The organism is Alteromonas macleodii ATCC 27126, assembly GCF_000172635.2.
GTDB lineage: Bacteria > Pseudomonadota > Gammaproteobacteria > Enterobacterales > Alteromonadaceae > Alteromonas > Alteromonas macleodii.
The window spans coordinates 2,672,749-2,687,517 of the sequence record NC_018632.1 but is presented as its reverse complement, the minus strand read 5'-3'; the positions used below and the strand labels follow the sequence as shown (position 1 = coordinate 2,687,517).

General features: G+C 44.5%; 14 protein-coding genes and 1 tRNA gene. 4 read left to right on the top strand and 11 right to left on the bottom strand.

The genetic code is table 11. The annotated features are described in order from the left end of the window. Positions 1 to 108 precede the first annotated feature (108 nt). On the top strand, positions 109 to 1,545 hold the full coding sequence (locus MASE_RS11460; RefSeq protein WP_014949910.1) for an SLC13 family permease: 1,437 nt from the start codon (positions 109 to 111) through the stop codon (positions 1,543 to 1,545). Here the strand turns inward: MASE_RS11460 and MASE_RS11455 are convergent. After that, entirely contained in the window at positions 1,532 to 2,428 is an 897-nt protein-coding gene (locus tag MASE_RS11455) for an AraC family transcriptional regulator (RefSeq protein WP_014949909.1), read from the bottom strand. The two genes, MASE_RS11460 and MASE_RS11455, sit on opposite strands and share 14 nt — an antisense overlap. Positions 2,429 to 2,556: 128 nt before the next feature. On the opposite strand from MASE_RS11455, the gene MASE_RS11450 reads away from it, so the two are divergent. Both MASE_RS11450 and MASE_RS11445 read left to right on the top strand, forming a co-directional pair. Continuing rightward, the gene (locus MASE_RS11450) at positions 2,557 to 3,018 is read left to right on the top strand and encodes a YHS domain-containing (seleno)protein (protein WP_014949908.1); all 462 of its coding nucleotides are present in this window, start codon (positions 2,557 to 2,559) and stop codon (positions 3,016 to 3,018) included. A 111-nt stretch (positions 3,019 to 3,129) separates the two neighbouring features. Further along, positions 3,130 to 3,206 (top strand) — tRNA-Pro (locus tag MASE_RS11445). A gap of 151 nt (positions 3,207 to 3,357) precedes the next feature. Here MASE_RS11445 and MASE_RS11440 read toward each other — a convergent pair. From MASE_RS11440 to MASE_RS11410, 8 genes are all read right to left on the bottom strand, one after another. After that, positions 3,358 to 3,528, bottom strand: a complete 171-nt coding sequence (locus tag MASE_RS11440; RefSeq protein ID WP_232362849.1) for a YrhK family protein — start codon at positions 3,526 to 3,528, stop codon at positions 3,358 to 3,360. A gap of 28 nt (positions 3,529 to 3,556) precedes the next feature. Then, positions 3,557 to 4,048, bottom strand: coding sequence for a carboxymuconolactone decarboxylase family protein (locus tag MASE_RS11435; protein ID WP_014949906.1), 492 nt, complete (start codon positions 4,046 to 4,048; stop codon positions 3,557 to 3,559). A gap of 5 nt (positions 4,049 to 4,053) precedes the next feature. Next, positions 4,054 to 4,410, bottom strand: a complete 357-nt coding sequence (locus MASE_RS20270) for a helix-turn-helix domain-containing protein (RefSeq protein ID WP_014949905.1) — start codon at positions 4,408 to 4,410, stop codon at positions 4,054 to 4,056. 14 nt (positions 4,411 to 4,424) lie between these two features. Then, positions 4,425 to 4,754 carry a hypothetical protein gene (locus MASE_RS20265; protein ID WP_014949904.1) on the bottom strand — a complete coding sequence of 110 codons (330 nt, stop codon included), beginning with the start codon at positions 4,752 to 4,754 and terminating at the stop codon, positions 4,425 to 4,427. Positions 4,755 to 4,949: 195 nt separating this feature from the next. After that, positions 4,950 to 5,813: an alpha/beta fold hydrolase gene (locus tag MASE_RS11425; protein ID WP_014949903.1), complete on the bottom strand. Its 864-nt coding sequence runs from the start codon at positions 5,811 to 5,813 to the stop codon at positions 4,950 to 4,952. Positions 5,814 to 5,957: 144 nt separating this feature from the next. Next, complete coding sequence (locus tag MASE_RS11420) at positions 5,958 to 7,310, bottom strand: sensor histidine kinase (protein WP_014949902.1); 1,353 nt, start codon at positions 7,308 to 7,310, stop codon at positions 5,958 to 5,960. Continuing rightward, positions 7,307 to 8,836, bottom strand: a complete 1,530-nt coding sequence (locus MASE_RS11415) for a DUF3369 domain-containing protein (RefSeq protein WP_014949901.1) — start codon at positions 8,834 to 8,836, stop codon at positions 7,307 to 7,309. The genes MASE_RS11420 and MASE_RS11415 overlap by 4 nt, the downstream gene beginning before the upstream one ends. Before the next feature lie 242 nt (positions 8,837 to 9,078). Beyond that, positions 9,079 to 10,581 (bottom strand): catalase, encoded by a 1,503-nt coding sequence (locus MASE_RS11410; RefSeq protein ID WP_041693780.1) that lies wholly within the window; start codon positions 10,579 to 10,581, stop codon positions 9,079 to 9,081. A gap of 229 nt (positions 10,582 to 10,810) precedes the next feature. On the opposite strand from MASE_RS11410, the gene MASE_RS11405 reads away from it, so the two are divergent. Then, positions 10,811 to 11,482, top strand: coding sequence for a nitroreductase (locus MASE_RS11405; protein WP_014949899.1), 672 nt, complete (start codon positions 10,811 to 10,813; stop codon positions 11,480 to 11,482). Positions 11,483 to 11,628: 146 nt separating this feature from the next. Here the strand turns inward: MASE_RS11405 and MASE_RS11400 are convergent, their stop codons facing one another. Both MASE_RS11400 and MASE_RS11395 read right to left on the bottom strand, forming a co-directional pair. Further along, a complete protein-coding gene (locus MASE_RS11400) occupies positions 11,629 to 13,512 on the bottom strand; it encodes a putative bifunctional diguanylate cyclase/phosphodiesterase (protein WP_014949898.1) in 1,884 nt (627 codons plus the stop codon). A gap of 147 nt (positions 13,513 to 13,659) precedes the next feature. Beyond that, positions 13,660 to 14,766 (bottom strand): NADH:flavin oxidoreductase/NADH oxidase, encoded by a 1,107-nt coding sequence (locus MASE_RS11395; RefSeq protein ID WP_014949897.1) that lies wholly within the window; start codon positions 14,764 to 14,766, stop codon positions 13,660 to 13,662. Between the last annotated feature and the right edge of the window lie 3 nt (positions 14,767 to 14,769).

Genomic DNA, 14,769 nt, shown 5'->3' with positions numbered 1-14,769 from the left:
AACACGTTTTTTTCGCAAAAGCGTAGTGCGTTTCCCGCTAATTACTGATAGAAAATATAAGAGCAATAACTAGCACTTATAATAAAGCTATTAGTAACGGGAAGCGCAATGCACACAAACTCTGAACCTTCTTCAGAAACTCTACAACGAAAGCCAACACGTAAAAACAGTATAATTCTATTTGCCTTTATCGCTTCAGTACTATGTGGCTTGGGATTGTGGGCTATTGCTCAGCCCAGCGAGATCATTTTTACCGCAGCAATTACGCTATTTGTCGCTGTGCTCTGGGTGACTGAAGCGCTCCCCATTCCCGCTACCTCACTTTTACCCTTCGCGCTATTTCCGCTATTTGGTGTGTTGTCTCACAGCGAAGCTGCCTCTGCTCTCGGAAGCCACGTTATCATTCTATTAATGGCTGCTTTCATGCTTTCAAAAGGGTTGGAGCGTGCTAACTTACACAAGCGTTTCGCCATTTACATGTTGCGTATAACGGGCAGCGGCAGCCCGCTCAAGCTGGTACTGGGCTTCATGTTAACAACCGCAGTACTCAGTATGTGGATCAGTAATACGGCAACAATCCTAATGATGTTGCCAATGGCTATCGCTATTATCAACGCAGTAGACAATCCGCGATTTGGCGTGGCGCTTATACTTGGTATCGCTTATTCGGCAAGCTTAGGTGGGGTAGGGACACCGATTGGGACGCCACCTAATATTATCTTTATGAGCGTGTATGAAGAAACCCAAGGTATTGAATACAGCTTTATCGACTGGATGAAAACAGGCGTACCAATCGTAATACTAGGCGTACCTATTATGGCCTTATGGTTAGCGCGCGGTATTAAACAAGTGGGGAACATCGATTTACCTGTCCCAGGCACATGGACAAAAGCCGAGAAGCGTGTTCTTGCTATTTTTGGCACTGTCGCTTTAGCTTGGATTTTCAGACCTTTTTGGACTGCTTGGATAGGCATAAGCACAATAAGTGACAGTACTATTGCCGTAGCGGGTGTTGCTGCTATGTTCTTTACAAACAGCGGAAACGATAGCGGTGAAGTAGACGAAAAAGGAAACAACGACAAACTGCTTGATTGGAAAACCGCAAACGATATTCCGTGGGGCATGTTGTTATTGTTTGCTGGCGGTATTTGTATAGCCAAAGCATTTATGTCATCGGGCTTAAGTGTTCTTATGGGAACATGGTTAACGGGACTTTCTACGCTTCCTGTTCTTCTGTTGGTACTTGGAATTTGCTTGTTCGTTACCTTCTTGACGGAAATTACCTCTAACACGGCAACATCTACACTACTGATGCCAATTCTAGCGGCCGCGGGTATGGCTGTGGGCGTAGATCCTAAGTTGTTGATGATCCCCGCGGCAATTAGCGCAAGTTGCGCTTTTATGCTGCCAGTAGCTACAGCGCCTAACGCCATTGCATACTCAACGGAAAAGTTCGACATAAAAACTATGGCCAGAGAGGGGGTGGTGCTAAACGTGTTAGTTGCACTGGTAGTCACTGGGGTGTGTTACGTTACGCTGGCCTAGCTTGAACGCGCTTTTGTGAAGGAGATACGCCAATCTCTCTTTTAAAGGCCTTTGAAAAAGAAGCTTCCGTTTCGTAACCATATTGGTTTGCAATGGTAATTAACGGCTTGTTGCTTTGGATTATTTCTGTGCAGGCACAACGCAGGCGCCATTGCGTTAGGTATTTAATTGGAGTTACGCCTGCACAGGCTTTGAACTTTGCTGCGTAGTTAGATTTAGACATATTCGCAATACTCGCCAGCATTTCTACGTTCCAATGTTGTTCAGGCGCGTTATGCAGCGCTTGAAGGCTATTTGCTATGGCCGGATGCAGTAGAGCCCCTAAGGTTGATGAGTACTTGCTCATTAAATGCTTCACAATCAAAAGGAATACAACCTCAGCGATTTTGTTTAGCAGAACCGACGAAGTGAAGGTTGAGTCCGACACTTCTAACGACGCGCTGATAAGTAACTGCAGACTTTCATGTAGCACTCTACTTTCTTTTGATGCTTTTTTAATTATCCAAAATTCTGGCAGTTCTTTTGTTATTACTCTCATTAAAGGGTGCTGATACTCGAAGTAACCGCAAAGTAGCACCGGGCCTTCAGCTCTTAGTTTCTCGCTAACAGGAATAGAGCTTGCGCTAACATTTTTGTAAGTGTGAGTTTTTGTAGGGCTTAAAAGGTGTGGGCTATCAACAGGCAGTAAAACCATGTCGCCTTTTTCTAACAGAACTGGGCCGTCGTCGTTACGGTGTAAGTAGCATTGACCGTGAGTTACGGCGTGAAAATTAATAAAGCCGGTGCCAGAAGTGTCAATTTGCCAGTTACCGCAATATTGTCCGTTGTGAAATACATTGGTGGTTATTTGAAGTTGGTCAAAAAGGCTTTCTAAATTTTTCATGGTGTTTTGGACAAGTATTTAAGCGTTTGGAGCATGTTTGTATAAGACCGAAGTACGTACCATATTCTTCGAACTTATACAGAGATAGTGTGAAAACACTCGAAACACCAATGTGGAGAAGAAATAGCATGAGAGCATTCTTAAAAGGTAGTTTATTTGCAGTTTCACTAATTGCTAGTGGGGCGGTATTCGCTGGCGTTGATACAGAGACCGACGAAAACGGAATTATTTTAGCCGGGCACGACGCTGTAGCTTATTTTACTGAAGGTAAGCCAGTGCTGGGTAAAGCGACTATAACGGCTGTCCACAACGACGCAATTTACCGATTTTCATCGCAGAAAAATAGAGACATGTTTGTAAGCAACCCAGACAAATACGTACCAGCGTACGGCGGCTTTTGTGCCTACGGAGCAACGTTTGGTAAGAAATTCGAAATAAACGGCAAAGCGTTTGAAATTGTTGATGGCGTACTTTACGTGAATAAAGACGAAAGTGTATACAAAGCATGGGCCAAGAACATTCCTACTCATATAGATGAGGCGAATGAAGAATGGCCAGAAATCAAAGATGTAAGTGCAGACGACTTGTAATAAGCTTCGTTTTAGATGGGTTTTGATTACCAAATAATCGTTTAGGCGGTTATTTGGTTTTTTTACATTGCAAAGTCGTTGAAATTGAGTAGACTTGTCGGCTCTTTCGGTCGGTGTGTAGCGCAGCCTGGTAGCGCACTGTCATGGGGTGTCAGGGGTCGGAGGTTCAAATCCTCTCACACCGACCAACTTCTCTCTCCCCATTCAATGGCTTATGCCATATATATCTCAAAGTAAAATCGAAACTCACTTTTCTTGTACCAATATACAGCAGTAAATTTAGCTCAATAAAAGAGTGCATACTTGTATATACACTCTTAAACATTATTAGCGCAAAGCCTAGTTGGTTTTAATGCTCAAGATGTCTAAAAGCATCAATAGAGAACCCGCCATAAACATCCATACTCCAGCGGTTGCAAATTTGCTGAAGGCTGGCAAGAAAAGGGTACTTCCCCAAAAAAAGCACAAGCAGGCGGCTACACCCAATTTGTTATTTTGTACTTGTTTCATGATAGTCATTTTCACGTCTTCCTTACTACTAAATAGAAGGTTGAAACTGAAGGCTTACTGAAATACGGTTCCAGCTATTAATTTGAAGAATAATAGACGTGAGTTCTATCAGCCCTTTTTTTCCGAAGGTGCTTTCTACACTGTTATACATTTCTTCAGTAATAGTGGAAGAGTGGATAAGCGTTAACGCTTCCGTCCACGCTAATGCTGTTCTCTCTTCAAAACTGAAACAATCTAGCTCTCTCCATGCAGACAATACATCAAGCCTTGACTGATTTTCATCAGACTCTCTCGCTTCTTCGGCGTGCATGTGTTGGCAGAAGCCGCACTGATTAATTTGTGACGCACGAAGCTTAACTAAATGTATGAGTTTATGACTTAAAGTACTTTTGACTGAAGGCTTAACCAAGCCTGTGAGGTGTTCAAGAATATGGGGATATTCAGAATATAGCTCAGATTGTGTAATACGTTTTTCATAGTGATCTCCTTTAAACTGCGGAGAACTATAAAGTCTAAGCAAAACGCTTAATTGTAAATTTGCGACAACTTTCGCTTTCTATACTGAAGGGGCGTTTCCAGCGCGAAATCACTAAACGAATGCGTAAAGTGCGCTTGGTCGAAGTAACCACATGCCAATGCGATGTGGCTCAGCGCTTCAGAATTTGAGGTTAATAACGATCGAGCATGGCGTATTTGAGCAAATTGATACAGTTTGTTTGGCGAGAAACCAAAGTTAGTGCGAAATTGGCGCTCCAGCGTTCTTCGGCTGACGCCGAACTGATCGGCAAGATGTTGTGGGGGCACCAGTAAATTCATCGACTGATAAAGCATGCGCTCCCATTTCTGAAAGGCTCCATCAGTATTTTCTGCTAGCTCAATCAACCAGTGCTGTATTGCTAAGCACTGCTGGCTAATAGTTTTCCAATAAGATAGGCTTGCAGTCGTTGATAGGAATCACGCTGCTTAACCATAGCCAACGCGATGTCGATTTGTTGGTTTTTACTGTCATCAAAGGTTAAACCGAACAAGTATTTCAAGGCACCGGGCCTAAATCTTACACTTATTTGTCTGCAAGCCAGTTCCCACGGCATGGCGCAGACCTGAGTATGGTAAAACAATTGTGCTTCACAGTTAGTTTGATCGAGATAAAAAGTCAAACTAGAACCTGCATCGGGATAAAATTTTTCGTTTAGCGTTGTAGCTGAGCCTTCTGGGTTATCAATCACCCATATGCATTATACAAACCGTTTTATGGAAGCAGCAGGGGTCACGAAACCAATATCAATCTGCTTAAAGCTAGCGGCAGGAATAATTTCGTTGTTGGTTGAAGCGTCCATAAACGTTGGTTGCGAGTCTAGAGTTAAATCAGTGAAGCGTTATATTACCCCTGTCGCGTGCCGTATCAAGACAAAGTTTCACGTTTAGTTAGCGTAGCGACCTAAAAAGCTTGCTATAGAGTTCACCACGGCTTCAGCACTTTCAATTTGCGGATAGTGCCCAATTTGATCGAGCTCAATTACGTCTGCATTAGGAATGAGTTGTTTGTACCGCGCCACCATATGCGCGCCAGAGATTGGATCAGCCATACCTGCGGTTAGTCGAAGAGGGGCATTGGCATTTTGCAGTGCACTTACCCAGCGCTCTCGGTATTGTTTACGCTGCTTCATATAGTCCAAAAGCAAGTGCATGTGTTGGTGACCATTATTTGTACTGATAAGTATCCAAAAATCATTGATGTCTTGATCTGAAGGAGGTGTGTTTGGGCCAAATATGTTGTGCATGCTTTTTCGAATTGCATTTTTGTTTAAAAAGCGAATGAGTAAACCACCAATTGGAGAGAGCAGCAGCTTTTGAATGGGCAGAGCACGATGTGTCTCAGGAAAAAGCCCACCGTTAAGTAAGTGCAGCGATTCGATGCGAAAGGCGAGGTCGTCTTCCAATTGCCGCGCCATCATTTCTTGCGCAACCGTATCACCGTAATCATGAGATAGAACATGGGCACTTGTGATACCTAAATGCCTTATTACCTCACTTATCGTGTCTGCTTGCTCTTTAATTAAGTATTTTTTTGGTGACTTATCGCTAAAACCAAACCCCGGCATATCGAGCGTCACGCAGCGGAACTGGCTTGTAAGTGCTGGCCATATTTTAGCCCAATCAAAACTTGCGGTGGGGTATCCGTGAACGAGTAATAGTACTGGTCCTGTGCCTTCTGTTTTATAAAAAACTTGCTGACCGTCGACGTTTAAAAAGTGGCCGGAACTTCGCCATTGTGAAAGTTGCATTTCTACATGCCTTGTTATGTTTTTGTATTTAGCTTGCCCAGCCTTTGATTTCAGGTCTGTCGTGAGGGCGACATTTTAATAATGTCGCGCGCTGCACAGGGAATTTATAACGCAGGGTATAGGTAGTGGAAAATGAGAGGCACGCTAGTCTTCAACCGGAATACAGACGGTTACTTTCGTTCCCTCTCCAGGGGTTGATGTTAAGTCAATCTCACCGTTAAATTTTTGTCGTACTAAGTTGTATAAAATATTTAGGCCCAGCCCTGTACCGCCTTTATCACGAGCTGTGGTGTAAAATGGCTCGAATACCTTCTTGTGAAGCGCCTCTGGTATACCTTTGCCATTGTCTTGTACGCTAATCACAATGCCTTTGACATTTTTACTGCAGCTCACACTCACTCTATTCACGTCGTTATTTACCGATGGACCAAAAGCGTGACGCTGAGCATTCGATATTAAATTTGTTAGCAATTGGGCAATTATACCGGGGCAGGTGGTTATCACTAAATTGGGCGTAACGTCTATGCTTAGCTCAACTTGTTCTTTGCGAAGCATGGGTTTTAAAGGGTTACAGACTCTAGGGATATATTCGTCTAATGCAATTTCTTCTATTTCTAACGACGTTTGGTCAGCAGAAGTGCGCTTAAAGTCTTGTACTAAATTCGCTGCCCGCATCAGGCTCGTTTCAGCCAAGTTTAGCCCTTCAGAGCAAATAGCTTCAAAGTCTTTAAAACCCTGCTCGGTTAATTCATCGTTTTCGAAGTCTCGATAGATGTCTTTTAGTTCTTCTTTGCAGTTACTGACGGAGGTAAGTGCAATGCCTAACGGCGTATTTACTTCGTGAGCAATGCCTGCGACTAGATTTCCTAACGCCGCCATTTTTTCTGACTCGACGAGCTTTTCTTGTGCGGCCTCAAGTTCAGCCGTGCGGTCTATTACTTTTTGCTCAAGGGTTTGGTTGGCCTCAATTAGCCTCTGCTCGTAATCTGCGCGCTCATTTGCACTCACTGCACGCCCGTAAAGGTCTGCCAGTGACGCCGCAAATACAACTTCATCGGCATGCCATTCACGGGCTTTGCCTTGGTGTTCACAGCAAATTATCCCAATCATTTTGCCGCGGTGGCGAATAGGGACATCAAGCATAGAGCTAATCCCAAGCGGCGTTAAATACACTTCTGCAAATTCAAATGTTGCAACATCTGTTAATGCGTCGTGGGCCGCAATGGTTCTCTCTGAATCTAGCGCCTCGAAATAATGAGGAAAGTCTTTCCGGGTAAGCACTAAGCTTTCGTGGTCCAGGTCATTACCCTTATCAATGAGCAATGTGCACTGTACCAGTGTTTGCATTTCATCATAAAGCCAAATGCCAGCTCGAGTAATTCGCAAACCCTCACACACCGAGTTGATAATAAGTCTAGAAGCAACGTCTAATTCACCTTTATCAATATCTGCACTTTGGCTAACGCGTAATAAGATTAATTCTAGCGTTTCTTTCATTCATCTTCGTCCGGTTCTGTGGCTCTGATTTCAAGGATCCTGTCGAAGTGCTCTATCATAATGTGGGTGATTAGCGGGTCGAATTGTTTCCCGGAATTCTCATGAAGATAGGCTTTTACTTCCTGAGGACTCCATGCCGGTTTATAGCAGCGCTTAGATAGCAATGCGTCGACAACGTCGACAATTGCCATAATACGACCCTCCACGGGAATGTCGTCTCCAGCTAAACCTTCTGGGTAACCTTGACCATCCCACCGCTCATGATGCGTTTTCGCAATGATGGCGCCCATTTTAGCAACGATGCGATCAGATCCCGCAAGTAGCTCGTAGCCTTTTTGTGCATGGGTCTTCATGATCTCCCATTCTTCTGGGTCGAGTTTGCCCGGCTTATGTAAAATAGTTTCAGGAATGCTAATTTTACCCACGTCATGAAGTGCGGCTGAATACCGTATGGTCTCAATAAACTCTCGGCTCATGTGAAGCTTTTCAGAGAGAAATTCGGTCATAAGAATGACCCTTCTCACATGGCCACCGGTCTCTTTACTCCGCATTTCGATTGCGTCGCTAAGCACCATAATGAGTTCTTTTTGGGTTTTTTGTATGTCTTCTTTTTGCGTGAGATTTTGGAATATTACCGCCACATTAGAGGCAAACATCTCTAAGGTCTTGCGCTGCAGAGCATCCAGTGGATGATCTAATTTAACATACAAGATGTTGTGGCTATCTTCTCCAGTAGGGTAGTAGCCGATGAATAAATCTTTAGACTGATAGTGACTTTTGCTTTCTAAGACTTGTTTGATTTCTTCTTCGATGGTTTCAGGAATTCGGCTAGAAATTCCAGGTTCGCATAATCCAACTAGGTCGCCGCTGGCACCTAGCACCGTCATGGTCGTATCGCCATATAAGTCGGTGTGCTGAGTAGACAAGTAGAGTACAGAGTTGTTTAGGTTAAGCAGTGTAAGTGTCTGTTTCAACACTGCGGTGCCAAATTGGGCTAAAGACTGGCTTGCTAAAACGGAAGACGAGGATTTTAAAACGTCTTCCATACCGCGCTTACCTTGCTCAATAGTCTGAATATCCCGATACGACCTTATTGCTGTGTACACACAAGACTTAAGTTTAAGCGATGATAATTCAGTTTTGGCTTTGTAGTCGTTTATGTCGTAACGCCTGATTACCTCTTCTTCCGGCGCCTGACCAGGTTGACCTGTTCGCAGAATAAGGCGGGCGGTATGGTTATTGAGCTCGTTGCGAATGGCATCAACCAAATTCAAACCCGCATCGTCAGTTTCCATCACCACATCAACGAAAGCGAGAGCGATGTCTGGATTTGCTTTGAAAAGTGCTAGGCCTTCAGCGCCACTGTGAGCTGACAGAAATTCAACCCCGCGTTTTTCGAAATTAAATTTCCGCAGAGTGAGTTTAGTGACCTCATGTACGCCTTCTTCATCATCGATTATGGCTATTTTCCATGGAGCTTGGCGAGAGGTGGATTGTTCTGTTTTTGACTTCTTAAATAACGACATACATAGCGCTATAAACGTTTAGATACATTAAACGTAAGCCACAATTTTCAATCTCGCAAACTTACTCGACAAGTTTTGTTCTAAAGTTCAATGAGCATATTTTGATGACAGAAGTCTCTTTATCATCAGTTAGATGTGTTTTAGGCAAGTATTAAAAATATGCCATGTTTGTTAAATTGTGGAGCCCAGCAGATTCCAGTAAGAGAAAACTGCTGGGCCGCGATACCTTACAACAATAGCGTTTAGCTATCTTCGATAGGGGTATTTTCAGTAATCGGTACCGTATTTACGTCGGTATCTAAGCTTTCTACCGCATTTCGTACGCCTGCGGCGTAGTCTGGATGTACCTTTTCTAGCACGGCGTACCAACGCTCTTTTACGCTATCTGAGCACGGGCCCATTGCAGCAGCGTAGTTTTTATACAGCCGTTCTTTTTGATCATCAGAAAACATCTCATACAGTTTTCGCGGCTGCACGTAATCCACATCTGTTTCATCTTGATGATATCTATCAGCGTCTCCATCAATGCGAAGCGGGGGCTCTTTCACTGAAAAGTCAGCCACCGGACCTTCGTATTGATTGGGCTCATAGTAGGCGTCAGGGTTACCAAAATCATTGGTAAAGAAGCGCATCGCGCCGTCTTTGTGATAGTGGTTTACCTTGCTATTTTTCGGCGCGTTAGCGGGGAGTGCTTCATAGTGTGTGCCCAAACGATAGCGATGGGCATCAGCATAAGAAAATATGCGAGCCTGAAGCATTTTGTCAGGGCTAAAGCCAATACCAGGGACAACATTTGACGGACTGAATGCTGCGTTTTCTATCATTTGAAAGTAGTTTTCTGGATTTCTGTTCATTTCCAGTTCGCCAACTTCAATAAGCGGATAGTCATCGTGCGGCCACACCTTGGTTAGGTCGAACGGGTTATAGCTTTGTTGTCCTGCTTCCTCTTCTGGCATGGCCTGAATGTACATTGTCCACTTTGGGAAATTGCCTTCTTCAATGGCGTTATATAGCTCTTCCTGATACTTTTCCCGAGTGCTTCCAATGATTTTTTCAGACGTTTCATTGGTGTAGTTTTTAATGCCTTGTTGAGTTTTGAAATGGAACTTCACCCAATGACGCTTGCCTTCTTTATTCCACATGCTGAAAGTGTGGCTGCCATAGCCGTTCATGTGCATAGGTGACACCGGAATACCACGGTCCGACATTAAAATGGTAACTTGATGCACGCTTTCTGGCTGTGCAGCCCAAAAGTCGAACATGGCTTCTGGTGAGCGCAGGTTAGTTTTCGGATGACGTTTTTGCGTACGAATGAAGTCAGGGAACTTGTATCCATCGCGAATGAAGAAGATAGGAGTATTATTACCTACCATATCCCAGTTGCCTTGTTGTGTGTAAAACTTCAAGCTAAAGCCTCGCACGTCACGCTCGGTATCAGCTGCGCCTGATTCTCCTGCTACCGTAGACCACCGGCTTAATACTTCAGTTTGTTTGCCCACTTCTGAGAATAAGTCAGCGCATGTGTAATCGGTAATGTCGTGCGTGACCGTAAATGTGCCCTGTGCACCCCAGCCTTTCGCGTGAACGACACGTTCTGGAATTCGTTCGCGGTTTTGATGCGCTAACTTTTCGATTAGTTGATAATCTTGTAAGAGGGCGGGGCCGCGCTCTCCTGCTGTTTTAGTGGTTTCGTTACTTACTACGGGGGCGCCTGCCGACGTGGTTAATTGCGGTTTCTTAGCCATTATAAAACTCCTTTCGTATGCTTCTTTTGAAAGCCAAACTTCCATAAACATCATGTGTGCCTGACTCATGACATGCTTTTGCTACGCACTGCTAAATGAAAGGGTTTACAAACTTCTATATATATCTATAAAAACAAACAATCTGAATTAGGTTTGCCACCTATTGAAGAGCAAACTCGTCGTGTTTACTCTAACTTAACAAGTTCAATTACCGCGTTTAAGGAAGTGTATGAATTTTGCCGAGTTTGCAGCATCAAGAAAGAGTGTTAGAGGGTTCACTAAACAGCCTGTTACTAAGGAAACAGTAGACGCGATTATCAACACAGCGAAGTGGGCGCCATCGTCCTATAACACGCAAACCTGGAAAATTCATGCAGTAACAGGCGACGTGCTTGATAAAATTCGTGAAGGCAACACCAAAAATACACTTGAAGGTAAACCGCACGTTCGAGACTTTCCATACAAAGAGGATTACGAGGGGATTCACCGTCAGCGTCAAATTGATGTAGCCATACAGCTGTTTGACGTAATGGGAATAACCCGAGAAGACAAGGAAAAGCGTATGGATTGGATGATGCGCGGCTTTAGGCAGTTTGATGCGCCCGTTTCTTTGGTGCTTACCTATGACAAGGCTTTAGAGCCAGCAGGGATCACGCAGTTTGGTTTAGGGTCGCTGGCGTATGGCATTGTGCTAGCTGCATGGGACTTAGGGCTTGGTTGTGTTATCAATGGTCAGGGCATTATGCAGTCCGATGTAGTACACAAGCACGCTAACATCCCTGATGATGAGGCCATTATGATTTGCATAGCCTTGGGCTATCCAGACCCAGAGTTCGCTGCAAACGAGGTTCGCTCAACTCGCGCCGACAACGAAGAGTTTGTGACGTATCACGGGTTTTAGCGTTTTTCGATTTAGGCAGATTGTTATTTTTTCAGCAAGCCAATGCTGCGTTAAGCCATCGGCATGAAAACGTCCGTTTGAAATATCATGAGCTTCTAAAACAGCGCCTTCACAACGGAACATTTCCGACGTCTTAGTGTAAGTGGTTACTTTGTTGGATGATTACTTAAGAATCGTTCTACCTCGGGCGCGGGGAGTGGCTTGCTCCAATAATAGCCTTGCCCCAAGTCACATCCCATTTTTATTAGCTTTTCTAAAGCGGGTTTACTTTCAATACCTTCAGCTACCGCTTTCATGCCAAGGCTGTCGGCAATGCTAATTATTGCTGCAACTAAAGGTGCGTCGTTTTCCCCAATGCCCAAGGTGTTGATAAAAATGCGATCTATTTTGAGTTTGCGAGCGCTAAATGTCTGTAGATAATTTAAATTAGAGTAACCGGTACCAAAATCATCAATAGCAAAGTGCACGCCTAACGATTTAATCGCTTCGAGTTGTTCGCCAGTGGTGCCATTTTCATCCGCGAGTATGGTTTCAGTTAGCTCCAGCTCTAAAAATTGCGGTGCTAATCGTGAATTTTGCAATGCCTGCTCAACGACAGCGGGGAGCGTACCATCTTTGAATTGTGCAAAGGATAAGTTTACGGCAACCGTAAGATTAGTATGACCGTTCTCATGCTGTTTAGCGCAAAATTCACAAGCCTGGTTTAATACCCAAGCACCAAGAGGGATGATCAAGCCACTGCTTTCCGCTAAAGGTATGAACTTGTCGGGGAATATCATTGAGCCGTCTTTCTGAGGCCATCTCAAAAGCGCCTCTACTGCTTGAACCTCGTTAGAGGCAAGGTCTATCAACGGTTGGTAGTACACCTCGAATTCATTGGCCTGTACAGCCGGGCGCAAACGCTGAATAAGTGTGAATTTTTCATCGTTTTCTTCGTCAAAGCGAACGTCATAGTATTCGTATCTATTTCTACCGTTGCGTTTCGCTTCGTACATGGCAATATCAGCTTTTCGGCACAGCTGTTTAAATTTAATTCCGTCATAAGGCGCTTGTGCTACACCAATTGAACCCGATACTACCACTTTGGTTTGCAGCACTTCGAATTCGTTCGAACACCACGTAATTAAGTTCTTACATAAGTCATCGATTTCAGATTTGTCTGATATTTCTGGCGCCAACACAATAAACTCATCGCCACCGAAGCGTATTAAACTTTGCTTTGTGGATAGGTGGTCGGTGATGGTTTGAGATATTTTTTGAAGAAACCGATCGCCCGCAGCATGGCCAAGAGCGTCATTCACGGGTTTAAAGTTGTCTAAGTCTATGAACAGCAGCGCGAGCTGAAGCCCTTTTTCTTCACTCTCGCGTAGCTTTTCGTTGAAAAGTCGCTCGCCCAAAATCCTATTTGGCAAGTTTGTGAGCGGATCGTGATGTGCTAAGTGCTGGATATGTGCTCTATTTTGCTCAACTTTAGACACCTCTTGCTGCAGTGACTGCATAAGCCGACGAATATCCTGTATCAAAATAAAAACGCTGAAGCCCGTAATAACGTAAATAACCATGATGAAGAGCACGTGAGACCAGCTCAAAATAGGCGGGTTTGGTGTTACTACATCGTGCATAATCAACCACGTAAGCGTAATGCACTGAAGAAGCACTAAAGATAAAACGGTGCCAAATAGGGCAATTCCACCTAATAAAGCCGCAAATATGATGACGCCAGGATAGCCAATCATGGCGATATCAAATACGCCTGCACCTGTTGCGGATAGGGCAAACAGCATTGACGACATAGCGCCCAAAAGTAGGTAACTGCTGGTGGTAACGTAATACTTGTATGCGAGCGAGCCAGTGACGATTAATGAGAACAAGCCCAGTAAAAAGATATCAAAAGTTATGCCTCTCGCGACCAGAGATGAAGCGAAAAGCCCGAAGCCTGTTACCGCGCTTATTTGAATGACACGGCGCCTTCGGAGTGACGTTAGATCAGCAAGCTTTGCTGATGAGGAAAAAAAATCTTTAACCTGCATTCTTCCAAATCTTGAAGGAGGTTTATAGCAACCTTAAACCTAACTTGGAAAAAAGCAAGTGCAGAGACGCAACGTTATACGTTATTGGCAAAAGACGAGGAAAAACACAGCAGTGCTCGAAAACACTGCTGCCTGTAAAGTCAATAATTACCTTTCGTCTGATGGTGCGTAACGCTCCAACCAGTGTGCATATGGTGCAGGCATTACCCAAGATGGTTTTTCAACGCCTAGCTTTTTCGCTGCAAAGTAAGACCAGTGTGGGTTAGTAAGATGCATTCTACCTACCATAACAACGTCAAGTTGTTGGTTTTCAATGGTATCGTTGGCGAGCTCTGGTGTGTCTACTCCCCACGCTGTAGCAACCGGGATCCCGGCTTCATCACGTACCTTTTTCGCAATTGGAGCAAGGAAAGCCGGGCCCCAAGGAATATTCGCATCAGGCGTGTTAAAGCCAACGCTAACGCTAACGAAATCAGTACCAATTTCTTTGAACTGTTTTACAAGTTCGATAGACTCGCTCAACGTCTGTTCGTCATCACCATCGTATTCGATAACGCCAAAGCGTACGGTAAGCGGTAGGTTTTCAGGCCAAACCGCACGCACTGCGCTCAGTGTTTCAAGTAAGAATCGGCCACGGCCTTGCGCATCACCGCCGTATTCGTCGGTACGCTTATTGGCGTGCTTCGAGAAAAAGCTTTGAGCCAAATAACCGTGGGCAAAATGCAGTTCAAGCCACTCGAATCCAGCTTCAAGCGCGCGCTGGGCACCTTTCACAAAGTCACTCTTAACGCGCTCAATATCGGCTTTGGTCATTTCTGTAGGCGTAACAGGTAAGTGTGCCCCAAAGGCTTCTGCCGAAGGTCCAATAGGCTGCCACCCTTTTTCTTCACTTGGCTGAATGTGGTCATCACCTTCCCAAGGGCGGTTAGCACTCGCTTTGCGCCCGGCATGTGCAATTTGAATTCCAGCAACAGCGCCTTGGCTTTTTATCCGATCAGCAACATTTTTTAAGCCACTAACGTGTTCATCTTTCCAAATACCTAAGCAATTTGGCGTGATGCGTCCTTCTGGCGAGACGGCGGTTGCCTCAACGATAACCAATCCAGCACCGCCTCGGGCAAATGACTGGTAGTTTGCTTCATGCCACTGATTTGTAAACCCATCTTCTGCAGAGTATTGGCACATAGGAGGCACAGCAATACGATTGCGAAGCGTCACGTCTTTTAACGAAAATTGTTCAAATAATGCAGTCATATT